The sequence below is a fragment of the Paraburkholderia rhizosphaerae genome (assembly GCF_004366595.1).
Lineage (GTDB): Bacteria > Pseudomonadota > Gammaproteobacteria > Burkholderiales > Burkholderiaceae > Paraburkholderia > Paraburkholderia rhizosphaerae.
In genome coordinates this window covers 396,751-411,843 of the sequence record NZ_SORE01000002.1, presented here as the reverse complement: position 1 = coordinate 411,843, position 15,093 = coordinate 396,751, and the positions used below count along the sequence as shown (strand labels likewise).

Below are 15,093 nucleotides of genomic sequence, written 5' to 3'. Positions count from 1 at the left end.
TCGGCGCGGATGCGCTCTATTGGCGGGTCATTCTGCACTGAAATGCGGGTCGCGATAACCGCTGTTTGACCTTAGACGGCCAACCGGACGCGCCCGGTCACGACGGTGCTTGCGCGTGCAACAGCATGCGCACTGCGTTGCGCGATCGCATGGCGATGCGGGGACACGCCTATAGCCGACTGAACCCGGTGGGCTGAGCAGCCTCGCGATCGCGGCACGCCGTGCGATGGCGATCCGCGCACGGCTATCGAGTGGTCACCGGCAGTCGCAAGCGGTCAAAAACGGCCGCAGGCGGACGCCAAGGTCGTCGTCGTGCCCGGAAAATCCATTGTCCGAGGCAGTCTCACGCATTCGCTGGAATCCGACTAAGCTTTATAACAGGCCTCCTTTTGAGGCCGGTCGCCGCCGGCGCCGAGATCCGTCCTGCGGCGCACTGGCCGTCGGCGATGAGAATCTACCCGCTTCTCCCGTACCGGCAACCCCGCCCGCCGCCCCGGCGCCGCGCCGCATGTTGCGTAGCAACGACGGCGGGCGCGCCGATACATCGGACCCTGCGCAACCCGTGTCTGCGCTCGCTGCGGCTAGCGCTGCTGATAACCGCTTTCTTCGCGGCATGGGCGAGCGGCGGCTGGCCCAGCGTCGGCCCGCGCGTCGCGCTGGCAGTGAATGCGGCGAGCGCCCCGTCCGCTGCGCCGCTCGCTCGGGTGATCATCATTCCAGTCAACGGCGCAATTGGCCCTGCCAGCGCCGACTTCATCGTGCGTGGCCTCGCGCGAGCCGCGCACGACCGCGCGACGCTAGCCGTGCTGGAACTCGATACGCCCGGTGGCCTCGATACGTCGATGCGGCAAATCATCAAGGCGATTCTGAGCTCGCCGGTGCCCGTCGCCACGTATATTGCGCCGGGCGGCGCGCGGGCGGCGAGCGCGGGAACCTACATCATCTATGCGAGCCACATCGCCGCGATGGCGCCGGGCACTAATCTCGGCGCCGCGACGCCGGTGCAGATCGGCATGGGCGGGTCGGACAATCCGAAGCCCGGCGCGGCGCCCACGATGCCCGGCGCCGCGCCGGACAACCGGGCCGGCGGCAAGCCGGAAAGCCCGGCCTCCGGCGCGTCCGCTGCCGCTGCGTCGTCAGACACCGCGGCGATGCCCGCGCTCGACACGCAATCGACCGAAACCCGCAAGCAGGTGCAAGACGCGTCCGCGTACATTCGCGGTCTCGCGCAACTGCGCGGCCGCAACGCGAGCTGGGCGGAGCACGCGGTGCGCGAAGCGGTCAGCCTGTCGGCGAGCGAGGCGCGCGAGCAAAAGGTGGTCGACCTGGTCGCCCGCGATATTCCCGATCTGCTGCGACAACTGGACGGCCGCACGGTCACCACGGTGAACGGCGAGCATCGGCTCGAGCTCTCGCACGCGAGCCTCGTGACGCTCGAGCCGGACTGGCGCAGCCGCTTCCTGTCGGTGATCACCGATCCGAACGTGGCGTTGATCTTGCTGATGATCGGCATGTACGGCCTGTTCTTCGAATTCGCTAATCCGGGTTTCGTGCTGCCGGGCGTGGTCGGCACGATCAGTCTGCTGGTCGGTCTGTTCGCACTGCAATTGCTGCCGATCAACTATGTGGGACTCGGCCTCATTTTTCTCGGCCTTGCATTCCTGATCGCCGAGGCGTTTTTGCCGACGTTCGGCTCGATCGGCTTCGGCGGCGTGATTGCGTTTGCGATCGGCGCGCTGATGCTGATCGATACCGATGTGCCCGGCTTCGGCATTCCGTTGCCGATGATCGCGGGCGTCACGCTGTTCGGCGCGCTGTTCGTGTTCACCGTATCGAGCGTCGCGCTGCGCGCGCGCCGGCAGCCGGTCGTAACCGGCTCGGAGGCGATGATCGGCAGCATCGGCGTAATCCTCGACGACGGCCTCGCGCCGGACGGGCATGGCGGCAGCGTCACCGGCTGGGCACGCGTGCGCGGCGAGCGCTGGCGGGTCGAGAGCGCCGAGCCGCTACCGGCCGGTCACCAGGTGCGCGTGACCGGGCGCCACGGCCTCACGCTCACGGTCGTGCCGGCCAGCGCGGCAGCACAACAAGGAGAACGCAGATGATCGGTTTCACATTCGGCTTCGGCAGCATTCTGATTGTGGTGATCGTGTTGCTCATTGCATCGTCGATCCGCATTTTTCGCGAGTACGAACGCGGTGTCGTGTTTATGCTCGGGCGCTTCTGGAAGGTCAAGGGACCGGGGCTCGTGCTGATCATTCCGGTTGTCCAGCAGGCGGTGCGGATGGACCTGCGCACCGTCGTATTCGATGTGCCGACACAGGATGTGATTACGCGCGACAACGTGTCGGTGAAAGTGAACGCGGTGGTCTATTTTCGCGTGGTCGATCCGGAGCGCGCGGTGATCCAGGTCGCGCGCTACCTGGAGGCGACCAGCCAGCTCGCACAGACGACGCTGCGAGCGGTGCTCGGCAAGCATGAACTCGACGAACTGTTATCGGAACGCGAGCAGCTGAATGCCGATATCCAGAAGGTGCTCGATTCGCAGACCGACGCGTGGGGCATCAAGGTGTCGACGGTCGAGATCAAGCATGTGGACATCAACGAGACGATGATTCGCGCGATTGCGCGGCAAGCGGAAGCGGAACGCGAACGGCGCGCGAAGGTGATACACGCGGAAGGCGAATTGCAGGCATCGGAAAAGCTATTGCATGCGGCGCAGATGCTTGCGCAGCAGCCGCAGGCGATGCAATTGCGGTATCTGCAAACGTTGACGACGATTGCCGCGGATAAGAACTCGACGATTGTATTTCCGTTGCCGGTCGATCTGCTGAACGCGGTGCTGGATCGGATGGGAAAGGCTACGCAGACGTGAGCGGGCTATTTGAGCAGGAGGGTTCGCGCTTGCCTCACGCGTGCGCCCGACTCGATCTAGAATGAAATGGCCACTTCGATTGATTGAGGACGCAACCATGAAACTCATTCCTCGGATGCTTCTCTGTGCGATTGCAGGCGCTGCATGCGTTCAGTACGCGTTTGCGGACACACCTGCGCAAACGTACGACCCTTCGACTCCGAAGACGCGTGCAGAAGTGATCGCCGATTTTGCCGCGTGGCGTGCGGCTGGGTATGACCCGGATGACTGGATCGATTACCCGGAGAATGCCATTGCGGCCGGCAGGATCGTCGCGGCGCGGCGAGCTGCCGAAGCCGCCGCTCAGTCCATGCATTAGAGGGTTTGCTGCCGGACTGCCGCATCACGATTTCACATCGCCTTCATTCCCTCCCACGACACCCTCGTCAAACATTGCCTGACCGCGTTCAACGCGGCGACGCAAGTGCGGGCACTACGCCAGTGCCCCTCCCTGATTTGTTCATATAAACTCCGCAGAAATGTAAGGCGCCCGGTCGTTTTCGTAACAGACGACCCGGGTCAACCGATCGGCCGTTGATCGACGCCCAGGAAGTCCCGGCTGCCCTGGCGGACGAATCATGTTTACAATCCGCCCCGTGGCTGTTCGGACCGCGGCCGCTTTGCTGGCAGTCTTCCTTGACAACAATGACTCAACCCGACGAGAGAATCGGCTCATGGACTCCGTAAAACGGTATTTCGGCTTCGACGAAGCAGGCACCAACCTGCGCACTGAAGTACTCGCAGGCGTCACCACCTTTCTGACGATGGCCTACATCATCTTCGTCAACCCTGCGATCCTTGGCGATGCCGGTATGCCGAAAGATGCGGTGTTCGTCGCGACCTGCCTCGTCGCGGCACTCGCGTCAATCATTATGGGCCTCTACGCGAACTACCCGATCGCGCTCGCGCCGGGCATGGGGCTCAACGCGTACTTTACGTACACGGTCGTCAAAGGAATGCACTTCCCATGGCAAGCGGCGCTCGGCGCCGTTTTCATTTCGGGGTGCCTGTTTATGATCGTCACGCTGTTTCGCGTGCGCGAGGTAATCGTCAACGGCATTCCGCATTCAATCCGCATCGCGATCACCGGCGGCATCGGGCTTTTCCTCGCGATCATCTCGTTGAAGTCCGCCGGTATCGTGATCGGCAGCCCGGCGACGCTGGTCACGCTCGGCAATCTGCATGACGCACACGTCGTGCTTGCGATCGTCGGCTTCTTCGCTATCGTTACGCTCGACCATCTACGTGTGCGCGGCGCGATCCTGATCGGCATCGTCGGCGTGACCGTGCTGAGCTTCTTCTTCGGCGGCAACGAGTTCCACGGCATCGTCTCCGCGCCGCCGTCGATCGAGCCGACGCTCTTCAAGCTCGATGTGCATGGCGCGCTGTCAACCGGCATCCTCAACGTGGTCCTCGTGTTCTTCCTCGTCGAACTGTTCGACGCCACTGGCACGCTGATGGGCGTTGCGAACCGCGCCGGTCTGCTGGTCCATGGCAAGATGCACCGTCTGAACCGCGCGCTGCTCGCGGATAGCACCGCGATTCTTGCCGGCTCGGTGCTCGGCACGTCGTCGACCACCGCGTATATCGAAAGCGCGTCGGGCGTGCAGGCAGGCGGCCGCACCGGTGTCACGGCGCTCACCGTCGCTCTGCTTTTCCTGTTGAGTCTGTTCTTCGCGCCGCTCGCCGGCGTAGTGCCGCCTTATGCGACCGCGCCGGCGCTGCTATATGTGTCGTGCCTGATGCTGCGCGAAATGCTCGACCTGCCGTGGGACGACGCAACCGAAGTGGTACCGGCCGCCCTCACCGCGCTCCTGATGCCGTTCACGTATTCGATTGCGAATGGCGTTGCGTTCGGCTTTATCTCGTACGCCGCTCTCAAGCTGCTGACCGGACAGGCGCGGCAAGTGAAGCTGGTCGTGTGGATCATTGCAGCGGTTTTCCTGCTGCGCTTTTTCTATCTCGGCGCGGAATAACCGCATCGGCGCCCGCGATCCGTCGTGCGGTGCAGGAACCCGCTACTGGAGCATGCATGTCTTCTTATCTCACGCAGGAGCGCTACTCGCGTCCTGCGATCTTCTTTCACTGGGCTATCTTTCTGCTCGTCGCAGTCGCTTACTTCGCGATCGAAATACGCGGTCCTAAAGGGAGCGACAGCCGTATCCTGTGGACCGGCGTCCATATGTGGGCCGGCACGCTGGTCGTGTCGCTCGCGGTGTTGCGGCTTTTGTGGCGACTCTGGCGCGGCGCGCCTGCCGCACAGGAAACCAACGCGTTACTGACCTTTCTCGCCCGGCTGGTCCATCTCGCGCTCTATCTGTTCATTTTCGCGCAGCCGCTGCTCGGCATGCTGATGATCAACACCGGCGGTCATCCGGTCACACTGGCCGGAACCGATTGGCAGATCGTGCTGGTAGGCGCCGACCCCGCCGCCAGGCAAATGCTCCACGCGGCCCATGTCTGGCTTGGCAATGCGTTCTATTGGGTGATCGGCCTGCACGCGCTCGCGGCGATCGGCCATCAGCTGGTGTTCAGGGATCGCACGCTACAGCGCATGCTGTAACAGGCAGGCAGGTCGGGACGCTGACGGGGACGCGGCAGCGCCCCGGCCCCTGCCGCCGCTCGCGCCACCGCCGCACTATGCAGGCGGTGTGCCCACGAATGGATCGCGGCCAACGGTACTTCGGCGCGTTCGGGCGCTGTGGCAAACGGCTTTACGCGCGGACGTTCGCCTCGTAAAAACGCACATACCCGCTGCGCAGCACCACACACCGTGCGCGTGTCTCGGACAGTAACCGGCGCGCCGCGGCTTCGATACGCGAGCGGTGCGCGTCGAACGCGCCCAGCATGTCTTCGATGCGTGGCGACGCCGCGCCGAAATGATCTTCGAGCGCCTCCGCCGTGATCATGCATTCCACCCTTTCACCATCGACCATTGCCGGAAACGCCAGGGTCAGCTCTCGCCCCGAATATTCGGGGATCTCGTTCGGGAAAATGATCTGCATGGGTGTCGCCTGCCGGGTTCAACGCTGTCACAGGGCCGCGCCTGCCCTTTGAGTGCCTCCATCGCGGAACGCAGGCGCGGAACGAACCGCCGCGGACTGTGCGCGAACGCACCGCCGAAACGATTTCATTCACTTTAGACGACTTGCGCCGCGCTGCAAGGTTTATGTTGCCGCACACCATGCCGGTGCGGAGACAGCAGGAAAACAGCGCTGCGGCGGTGCAAAAAAGAATCCCGCGCGTCATTGACGCACCGGTTCGCGCCATCGTGCGATGCAGCCATCGAGCAGCGAACCCCGCGCGATTCAAACGAACGCATAACAGTTCTAACCACTGCCTTTGTCCATTGTCAGGAATACAGGCTTTTGGCCGTGCCGAGTCTCGGCGACGTCCTGTAAGATGACCGTTCGCCCCTTGGCGGCATGCTGCAGTGCCAGATAAATGGCAGCACACCATGACGAAGCCAGCCGCTCGCGCGGTGCAGGTTTCGCATTCCAACGGAGACAAGTCTGTGAATCCTCCTCTCGCTGTCGGTCAACCCGGCGCGCAACTCGAGGTCATTGCGCAGGCCCATGCACGATCGCGCGACTTCGGCCTGCGCACGCATGAGGCGCCGGACTTCCATCCGCTTCGGCACAACCTGCTGCTGGATCTCGTCGAACGCAATCGGTCGCTCTACTCGCATGCGCTGCCGGTCATGGAAACGCTGCACGCGCAGATCGTCGATACGCAAAGCATGGTGCTGCTCACCGACTCCAATGGCGTGATCCTGCACAGCCTGGGCGACAGCGACTTCGTCGAAAAGGCGCGGCGCGTTGCGCTGTATGCGGGCGTGTCATGGGCCGAAGCCGACCGCGGCACCAACGCAATCGGCACCGCGCTGGCCGACAAGCGGCCGACGGTGGTTCACGGCGGCGAGCACTTTCTGCATGCGAACCGTATCCTGACCTGCTCGTGCGCGCCAATCGCCGACCCGTACGGCAAAACCATCGGCACACTCGACGTCAGCGGCGACACCCGTGGCTTTCATAAGCACACGCTCGCGCTGGTGCGGATGTCCGCGCAAATCATCGAAAACCACCTGTTCTCGAATCAGTTTGCCGACGCGGTGCGCGTGCGCTTCCATGCGCGCGCCGAGTTTGTCGGAACGCTATTCGAGGGCCTGGCCGCGTTTGCGCCCGACGGCCGGTTTTTGGCCGCGAATCGCAGCGCATTGTTCCAGTTCGGGCGGCCGCTTGCGGTACTCGACCGGCATCCGTTCGACGCGCTGTTCGGCACGCCGTTCGCCGCGCTCATCCAGCACGCGGAACGCGCGCCGGGCGAATGCATGACGCTGACTCTGCCAAGCGGGGTGCGAGTCGTCGCGCGTGCCGAATGCCGCGTGCGTCCGACGTTCGTCGAAGCCGGTTCCGGCAGCCGTACGCAGCAAAGAGCGACTGCGCACGCGGCGGATCGCCTCGCGACGGACGGTACCGTCACGCCGCACGCGCAGCGCGCGGTAACCTTCGCGGATCTCGATACCGGTGATGTCAAGATGGCGGACGTGCTGCGCCGTGTCCAAAAAATAGGCGGCCGCGACATTCCGCTGCTCGTGCTGGGCAAGACCGGCACCGGCAAGGAATGGCTCGCCCGCGCATTTCATCACGAGTCTCCGCGGCGCGCGGCGCCCTTCGTCGCGCTGAACTGCGCATCACTACCGGATACGCTGATCGAAGCCGAACTCTTCGGCTATCAGGATGGCGCATTTACCGGTGCGCGCAAACGCGGCAGCATCGGCAAAATTGTGCAGGCCGATTCAGGCACGCTCTTTCTCGATGAAATTGGCGACATGCCGCTCGCGCAGCAAGTCCGGCTAATGCGCGTGTTGCAGGAGCGTTCAGTCGTACCGCTGGGCGGCTCGCGCGCGATTCCGGTCGATGTGCGGATCGTCTGCGCGACTCACCGCAACCTGCGCGAAATGATCGACGCCGGTACTTTCCGCGAAGACCTGTATTACCGGATCAACGGACTCACGGTCACGCTGCCGGCACTGTGCGAGCGGACCGACCTCGCGGCGCTGGTCGAAAAGATACTCGCGCAGCAGCAACGCGACGAAACCGGGACGCCGTCTCACGTCAGCCCGGAGGTGCTAGAACTGTTCGTACGCTGCCGCTGGCCCGGAAATCTGCGGCAACTGTCGAACGTACTGCGCACGGCCGGCATCATGGCGGAAGGGGCTGACGCTATCCGCATCGAGCATCTGCCGGAAGACTTCCTCGATGAACACGCAGCCGCGCAACCGCAAATCAGCAGACAAACGGACCAGGCCCTACCGGCTGGCACCGGCATCAACGCTGACTCAGACGACGCGGTATCGATAGGAGCCAGCGCCGCCCGCGCCACCCCGCGTTCGCCCGCACGCATGACCGAATGGCAAACGGCGCTGATCGAGCAGACCCTCGCGCGGCATGGCGGCAATATTTCCGCGGCTTCGCGTGAACTGGGGCTCGCGCGCAACACCGTCTACCGTTATCTGCGCATGCGCGCAGCACACTGACCGCACTCGCGGCCCGATGCCGGTGCCGCCGTCGCGTGCGGCAGTTTTGGCGTCGCACACCGATTGAATCGTCCGGTTGCGCCCGGTGTGAGCGACATTCCCAAGGTAAGCTTCCGGTTAACCTCTTCTCGCACGCGCTCAACGATGGCCACGCGTCACGAACTCAAACGATTCCGTACCAATCTAGCCGACGAACTCGACAGCGCCGCGCTATACGACACGCTCGCGCGCGTCGAAAAGGACCCGGCGCGCCGCACCGTTTTCATGCAACTGGCCAATTCGGAACGCGAGCACGCGAACATCTGGCTCGAGAAGCTATGTGCAAGCGGCGTGCATGTGCGAGCGCACCACCTGAGCGCAAAGACGCACCTGATGCGCGGGTTGATCCATACGCTTGGGCCGTCGTTCGTCCTACCTGCGCTCGCCGCCGCCGAGACTGCGGATCGCGACAAGTACGCGCACCAACCGGATGCCGCGCAGCTTTCCGCTGACGAGCAGCGGCACGCCGCGGTGATGGAGGCGGTGGTCGCGCAAGACATCCAGCGTGCGACGACGCTAATGAGCACGCGCGTGCGGCGACACCGCGCGCCTGCTGCTTCGACGCCTGCCGTACAGGCGGAGGCATGGCACAAGGGTGTCGCGTCGGGCAACGATCTGCGCGCCGCGGTACTCGGCGCCAACGATGGCCTCGTATCGAACTTCTGCCTGATCATGGGCGTCGCGGGCGCGGGCACCAGCACCCACGCGATCACGCTAACCGGCCTCGCCGGCCTGATTGCGGGCGCGTGCTCGATGGCGCTCGGTGAATGGCTGTCGGTGACGAACGCGCGCGAGCTTGCACGCACGCAGATCGCCAAGGAAGCGGACGAACTCGAGCACGCTCCGGACGCCGAGCGTCGCGAACTCGCGCTGATTTACGAGGCGAAAGGTATCGACCCTGCCGAGGCGAAACGCGTCGCCGCGCAGATCATGCGCGACAAGCAGAAAGCGCTCGACACGCTGACGCGCGAAGAACTAGGCATCGACCCGGCGGAACTCGGCGGCAATCCGTGGTCCGCCGCCGGGGTATCGTTCTGCCTGTTTTCGCTGGGCGCGATCTTTCCGGTACTGCCGTTTCTGTGGACGCACGGCAGCGCCGCGATCGCGCAGTGCATTGCGTTGAGCGCACTCGGCCTCGCGGCGGTCGGCCTGTTCACGTCGCTATTCAATGGGCGCAGCGCCGCTTTCTCCGCGTTTCGGCAGATCGTGATCGGTTTGATCGCGGCCGCGTTTACGTTTGGGGTTGGTCGTCTGCTCGGCGTGTCGATTTCCTGATCGCTTTGCATGTCGCGCCCGCGTGCGTGCGCTTCGCGTGGCCAAAGCGCGCGCTACGCGGCGTCGCGCCCACCTTTTCCATTAAACTCCGCTACGCTTGACCTTTGCCCTCGTGCGGCACATATGGGCTGCGCGATGCTGTTTGCAGACCAATCGATTGCAATGCTCGAACCTGACGCAACGTTTACCGTACTGATCCAGCCGCTCGGACGCTCGTTCGACGCACCCGATTCGTTAACCGTGCTCGAAGCCGCGGGCTTCGCCGGTTTGCGGCTCCCACGTTCGTGCCGCAACGGCACGTGCCGCACCTGCATGTGCAAGATGACCTCGGGCGGCGTGCGTTATCAGATTGAATGGCCGGGCGTCAGCGCGGAGGAAAAGGCGGAAGGCTATATCCTGCCGTGCGTCGCGATTGCCGAAAGCGACCTCGTGCTCGAGGTGTCGGGCGTGCAGGAGATTTGATTCGCGCGATGCCCGCGGCGCGCATCGCGAGCAACCGATCAACCGATCAGACTGGTTGGTACTTCACAGCGACATCTCTGCCACCGTAGACTCAAGAATTTTCTTTTTAGCGATCCTGATCGCCTAAGAAAACGGCACACGTAGCAGATGAAGTGCAGAGTACCGATGCATGTCGTATTCCACAGCGATCCGCAATCTCGGACATCGCGCGCGTTAACCATCGAAACCTCTGAAATGCACTCGTCGCGTAGTCTCGTGCGAGGCTATCGCTCGTCGAGCGAAACCGCGGTCCCCTATAATCGTTGGGCAATCCGCATCGCGACGAGCCGGACTCCACACTATCCAACACCCCCAAACCCGTATGGACTTCGACGTTATCGTTCTGGGCGCCGGCATCGTCGGCGTGTCAACGGCTGTGCACCTGCAGGACCGCGCGCAGCGTGTCGCGCTTGTCGACCGGCGCGCCCCGGGTGAAGAAACGAGCTTCGGCAACGCCGGGCTGATCGAGCGTTCATCGATCGTTCCGTATGGTTTTCCACGCAGCTTCGGCACATTGCTGCGCTATGCGCGCAACCGCTCGACCGATCTTTACTGGGACTACAAAGCGCTGCCCTCCTACGCCGGATGGCTGATGCGCTACTGGTGGGAATCCGCGCCGGGACGCCATGCGGCCGCCGCGCACGATATGTTGCCGCTGATCAGTGCGTGCATCGCCGAGCACGATGCGCTGATCGCGCGCGCCGGCGCGGCCGATCTGGTGCACGACGGCGGCTGGATCGAGGCGTACCGCACGCAAGCAGCGCTCGACAAAAAACGTGCAGCCGCCGAAACCGCCGCGCGCGAACATGGGCTGCATGTCGAGACGCTCGATGCAACCGCGCTACACGCGCGTGAACCCGGCATCGGCGAAAGCCTGTGCGGCGGTCTTCATTGGCGCGATCCGAAAAGCGTGCGCAGTCCAGGCGCGCTGGTAAAAAGCTACGCGCGACTGTTTGAAAGCATTGGCGGCGTGACGATCAACGGCGATGCGGCGACGCTACGCGCCGAAAGCGGCGCATGGACCGTCCAGACAGAATCCGGACGCGTCAGCGCGCGAGACGTCGTGATCGCGCTCGGCCCATGGTCGGATATCGTGTTCGGGCCGCTCGGGTATCGCATTCCGTTGCGTGTAAAGCGCGGCTACCACATGCACTATCGGCCGACGCGCACGCCGTTGTCGGTGCCCGTCATCGATATCGAACGCGGTTATGTGGTCGCGCCAATGGAAGACAACCGTTTGCGCGTCACCACCGGCGCGGAGCTTGCGATGCGCGATACGCCACCCACCGGCATCCAGCTCGCACGTGTGGAACCGCTCGCCCGCGCGGCGTTCGGTATCGGTGAACGGCTCGATGCGCAGCCATGGCTCGGCATGCGGCCGTGTACGCCCGACATGCGGCCGGTGATCGGCCCGGCGCCGCGACACAGCGGCTTGTGGTTCGCCTTCGGCCACAACCATCATGGGCTCACGCTTGGGCCGGTCACCGGCCGCCTGCTTGCCGAAATGATCACCGGCGCGACGCCGTTCACGGATCCACGGCCCTATCGCGCCGAACGGTTCAACTAACGCGCCGGCATGCGGCAGACCGGCGTCGATGAAAAGTTCAGATGCCGTGCCGCTGCATGATCAGCAATAGCATCGACAGCGTCACGAGCGACGCCAGCGTCGAGAAGAGAATGGTCTGCGAAGTGACGTGGGCCTCGCGCCGATAGAATTCGGCAAGCATGTACGGCCCGGTGCCGGTCGGCAGCGCGGCCAGCAGTACCGCGATATCCACGGTGTCGGCGGGCAGCGCGAACACACGGGACGCTATCCACCACGTGAGCGCCGGCTGCACGACGAGCTTGATCGCGGTAAAGACGAACGATGTGTTGCGTCCATCGCCCGCCGGCCGCTTCCCGGCCAGGAAAAGACCGAGGCTCACCAGTGCGCACGGACTCGCCGCGCCGCTCAGCAACTTCAGGAACGTGTCGACGCTGTGCGGCAAAGTCCAGTTCAAGCCCGCCACCACCGCGCCCGCGATCGGCGACACGATCAGCGGATTTTTCGCCAGCGAGCGCAGCACCTTGAAACCGAGTTTGTGCGGCGCGCGCTCGGTCTGCAAACCGGTTTCGATCAGCACGATGGCCAATGCGAACAGCACGCACGCGACGAGGATCGTTGCAATCGTCGTCGGCGTGAGGCTTGCGTTGCCGAACACGATCATCGCGAGCGGAAAGCCGATGTAACCGGTATTCGGATACGACGCCGCAATCGCATCGACGCTCGCGTCGGCCAGATGGCGCCCCTGCACGATGCGCACCGCAAGCACGCCGATAAACACCACCGCGAGTGAAATCGAAATGGTCGCGACAAAACCCGGCTGATCGAGTTGATGCCAGGTGGAGTGCGCCATCGTGTCGAACAGCAGCGCGGGCAACGCAAGCCACACGACAAAACGGTTAAGTTCGGACGCGGCGGTCGGGCCAAGCAGATTGCGCCGCCGGCAACCAAAGCCAGCGAAGATCAACGCGAAGACAGGAATCAGGATTTCAAGCGTGGACAGCATCGAAGACGCGCGGCGCAGAGTCGGAAGGTCGTCAGCGTAAGCGCGAACAACGATACAATCCAATGCTGAATGAATCGCTTATCGATACCTTTTTTGCATCATGATCGACGTCAAGCCGCTTCGCTATTTCGTCACGCTCGCCGAGACGCGGCACTTCGGCCGCGCAGCCGCACGGCTCAATCTGTCCCAGCCGCCGCTCAGCCGGCAGCTTGCGGCGCTCGAGGCGTCGCTCGGCGTTACGTTAATCGAGCGCAATTCGCGCAGTGTGACGCTCACCGCGGCCGGCACGCGGTTCTATGCCGACGCGAAAGCAATTCTCGCGGCGCTCGACCAGGCCGGCCGCAATGCACGCGCGGCCGTCCTCGGCGAACGCGGCGAGCTGACAATCGGTTTCACGATGTGCGCCGCGTACAGCGTGCTGCCGACGTACGCGTGCAGCTACGGCGCAGCATTTCCTGACGTCACGTTGAATTTGCGGGAAATCGTGTCGAACGACCTTGCGCCGCAAGTGCTCGACGGACGGCTCGATGCCGCGATCATGCTGTCCGGCGCGCCGCACCCCGCGCTCGCCGCGCGCACGCTACTGACCGAACCACTGTGCGTCGCGCTGCCGCGCCGGCATCCACTCGCCCGCGCGCGCCGGCTTCGCATCGCGCAACTCGCGCGGGAGCCGTTCGTTATTGCGGTACGAGAGGTCAGTGAAGGCCTGCATGCGGCGATCGTCGAGCATTGCCGCGCCAGCGGATTCGAACCTGACGTGCGCTTCGAGGTGCGCTTACAGCAGACCGTGTTGAGTCTGGTCGACGAAGGGGCAGGCGTCGCGCTGGTACCCGCGTCGATGCAGCGGGCGCAGCTTTCTGACGTGGTATTCAAGCCATTGACCGAAGCGCCGTCGATTTCTCAGGTATTGGTGTGGTTGCCGACGAATGGCAACCCGTGTCTTGCGCGCTTTCTTGAACTGGTCGAGCTGCCGCCTGGCGGTGCGTCCCGCGGGAAACGTGGGGCGGAAGGCGGCGCGCACGCGCTTGCTGCACGCGCCGCCGTCTAGCGCACACCGCCGTATCAAGCACATTGAGCAACAGGTGCACTGCGCCGTCTCAGCCCGCCAACCGGTGCTCCGCTTGCGCAGCCCGCTGCACGCGCTGCATGCGTTCGGCGAGCGCGCCGAACAGCAAACCGAGCGTAGTCCACAGCACGGCCTGCATTCCAAGCGCCGCGACGCGGAACTTCCACAGCACGACGGCCGGGAACGTGGCCGGCACTTCGTTGATATCCGGCAAGCCAGCCTGCACCGCCGCAATAATCACAACGAACACCACGCCCGCAACGATCGCGCCATTCCACGCACCCAAACGCGCGGCCGCATGACGCCGCACTTTCATCGAAAACACCAGCGCGGTCAGCGAAATGACGATCATCAGGAAGTACAGCCCGGTGCGATAGCCGATCGTTTCAGGGTCACCGACCGACGGCGGATTGGGCGGATACTTGAGCGCCGGCACGATCGCCACCGCGATAAACGCGCCGAGCGCGAGCCACGCGGACAGCGCACGCGCGCTCGTCTTGCCGACGCGGCCGTACAGATAAGCGAAGGTCAGCGCGAACAGCCCGCCGACCGCCGCGCCATACACGAGCACGCCGGTCAGCAACCCGGCGCCCGCTTGCGTACCGCGGCTCACCAGTTCGGGCTCGGGCGCTTCGCCTTTCGCCGCGTCGGCTTTCTCTTCGAACGAAATGGCCTGATCGACCTGCGGCTCACCTGCTACGCGGGCAAATCCGAACGTGATCAGCCCCGCGGCGATGCCTGCGAGCATCCCGCGCACCAGCAATTTACCTACCATGGTTTGCTCCTGCGTCAGTGGCAGGGGAAGCCGAGCAGATGGCGGCCGTCGTGAACGAATTCGTGCACGTACATGCCGGGGATCAGCGAAGTCGCGCCTTGTTCGGCGCCGACGAAATACAGTGCGAGCAACAGCAGCAAACCGCCGAACACAACCCACGGCAACAGTTCGCGCAGCGGAATAGGCGTGGGCTCGGCGGCAGGCTCGAGTGCGTCGAGCGGCTTGAAAACGGCGTCGGTCATGATGGAGATCTCCTTGGGGTTACGCGCCCCGATAGTCGATGCAACAGGAATGGCACGAAGCGTGGGTCTGACTTCCGACCACCATGTGGCCGATTACAGTGGCGCGACCGCGCCGGACTTGCACCGGCTTCCCCGCTTCGCGTAAGCGCTCATTCTACGCGCTAAACTGTGCGGCGCCTGAAAGGATCACACT

Annotated in this window: 14 protein-coding genes and 1 riboswitch; of the genes, 10 read left to right on the top strand and 4 right to left on the bottom strand. The window is 64.0% G+C overall.

All coding sequences use genetic code 11. The features are described 5' to 3' along the window. The first annotated feature begins 446 nt into the window (after positions 1-446). The 5 genes from BX592_RS03980 to BX592_RS03960 all read left to right on the top strand — a co-directional run bounded on the left by BX592_RS03980 (position 447) and on the right by BX592_RS03960 (position 5,477). On the top strand, positions 447-2,105 hold the full coding sequence (locus BX592_RS03980; protein WP_134190337.1) for an NfeD family protein: 1,659 nt from the start codon (positions 447-449) through the stop codon (positions 2,103-2,105). Beyond that, the gene (locus BX592_RS03975) at positions 2,102-2,875 is read left to right on the top strand and encodes a slipin family protein (protein WP_134190336.1); all 774 of its coding nucleotides are present in this window, start codon (positions 2,102-2,104) and stop codon (positions 2,873-2,875) included. Before BX592_RS03980 ends, BX592_RS03975 begins: the two co-directional genes overlap by 4 nt. A 97-nt stretch (positions 2,876-2,972) precedes the next feature. Further along, entirely contained in the window at positions 2,973-3,233 is a 261-nt protein-coding gene (locus BX592_RS03970) for a DUF4148 domain-containing protein (protein ID WP_134190335.1), read from the top strand. A 355-nt stretch (positions 3,234-3,588) separates the two neighbouring features. Beyond that, the gene (locus tag BX592_RS03965; RefSeq protein WP_134190334.1) at positions 3,589-4,890 is read left to right on the top strand and encodes an NCS2 family permease; all 1,302 of its coding nucleotides are present in this window, start codon (positions 3,589-3,591) and stop codon (positions 4,888-4,890) included. A gap of 56 nt (positions 4,891-4,946) precedes the next feature. Then, entirely contained in the window at positions 4,947-5,477 is a 531-nt protein-coding gene (locus BX592_RS03960; RefSeq protein WP_134190333.1) for a cytochrome b, read from the top strand. A gap of 151 nt (positions 5,478-5,628) precedes the next feature. Here the strand turns inward: BX592_RS03960 and BX592_RS03955 are convergent, their stop codons facing one another. Continuing rightward, positions 5,629-5,919, bottom strand: coding sequence for a DUF1488 family protein (locus tag BX592_RS03955; RefSeq protein WP_134190332.1), 291 nt, complete (start codon positions 5,917-5,919; stop codon positions 5,629-5,631). Positions 5,920-6,371: 452 nt separating this feature from the next. On the opposite strand from BX592_RS03955, the gene BX592_RS03950 reads away from it, so the two are divergent. The 4 genes from BX592_RS03950 to BX592_RS03935 all read left to right on the top strand — a co-directional run bounded on the left by BX592_RS03950 (position 6,372) and on the right by BX592_RS03935 (position 11,835). Continuing rightward, entirely contained in the window at positions 6,372-8,453 is a 2,082-nt protein-coding gene (locus BX592_RS03950) for a sigma-54-dependent Fis family transcriptional regulator (protein ID WP_134190331.1), read from the top strand. Between the two features lie 144 nt (positions 8,454-8,597). Then, the gene (locus tag BX592_RS03945; RefSeq protein WP_134190330.1) at positions 8,598-9,767 is read left to right on the top strand and encodes a VIT1/CCC1 transporter family protein; all 1,170 of its coding nucleotides are present in this window, start codon (positions 8,598-8,600) and stop codon (positions 9,765-9,767) included. Positions 9,768-9,902: 135 nt separating this feature from the next. Continuing rightward, entirely contained in the window at positions 9,903-10,229 is a 327-nt protein-coding gene (locus BX592_RS03940) for a 2Fe-2S iron-sulfur cluster-binding protein (RefSeq protein ID WP_208327840.1), read from the top strand. A gap of 361 nt (positions 10,230-10,590) precedes the next feature. Next, positions 10,591-11,835 carry an NAD(P)/FAD-dependent oxidoreductase gene (locus BX592_RS03935; protein WP_134190329.1) on the top strand — a complete coding sequence of 415 codons (1,245 nt, stop codon included), beginning with the start codon at positions 10,591-10,593 and terminating at the stop codon, positions 11,833-11,835. Between the two features lie 37 nt (positions 11,836-11,872). Here the strand turns inward: BX592_RS03935 and BX592_RS03930 are convergent, their stop codons facing one another. Continuing rightward, on the bottom strand, positions 11,873-12,817 hold the full coding sequence (locus BX592_RS03930) for an AEC family transporter (protein ID WP_134190328.1): 945 nt from the start codon (positions 12,815-12,817) through the stop codon (positions 11,873-11,875). Positions 12,818-12,917: 100 nt separating this feature from the next. On the opposite strand from BX592_RS03930, the gene BX592_RS03925 reads away from it, so the two are divergent. Then, complete coding sequence (locus BX592_RS03925) at positions 12,918-13,865, top strand: LysR family transcriptional regulator (RefSeq protein ID WP_134190327.1); 948 nt, start codon at positions 12,918-12,920, stop codon at positions 13,863-13,865. A 49-nt stretch (positions 13,866-13,914) separates the two neighbouring features. Here BX592_RS03925 and BX592_RS03920 read toward each other — a convergent pair whose 3' ends face one another. After that, positions 13,915-14,658: a CbtA family protein gene (locus tag BX592_RS03920; protein ID WP_134190326.1), complete on the bottom strand. Its 744-nt coding sequence runs from the start codon at positions 14,656-14,658 to the stop codon at positions 13,915-13,917. Positions 14,659-14,672: 14 nt separating this feature from the next. Then, the gene (locus BX592_RS03915) at positions 14,673-14,900 is read right to left on the bottom strand and encodes a CbtB domain-containing protein (RefSeq protein ID WP_134190325.1); all 228 of its coding nucleotides are present in this window, start codon (positions 14,898-14,900) and stop codon (positions 14,673-14,675) included. Further along, positions 14,886-15,070: riboswitch (cobalamin riboswitch) on the bottom strand. Its footprint overlaps the gene before it by 15 nt. Positions 15,071-15,093 lie beyond the last annotated feature (23 nt).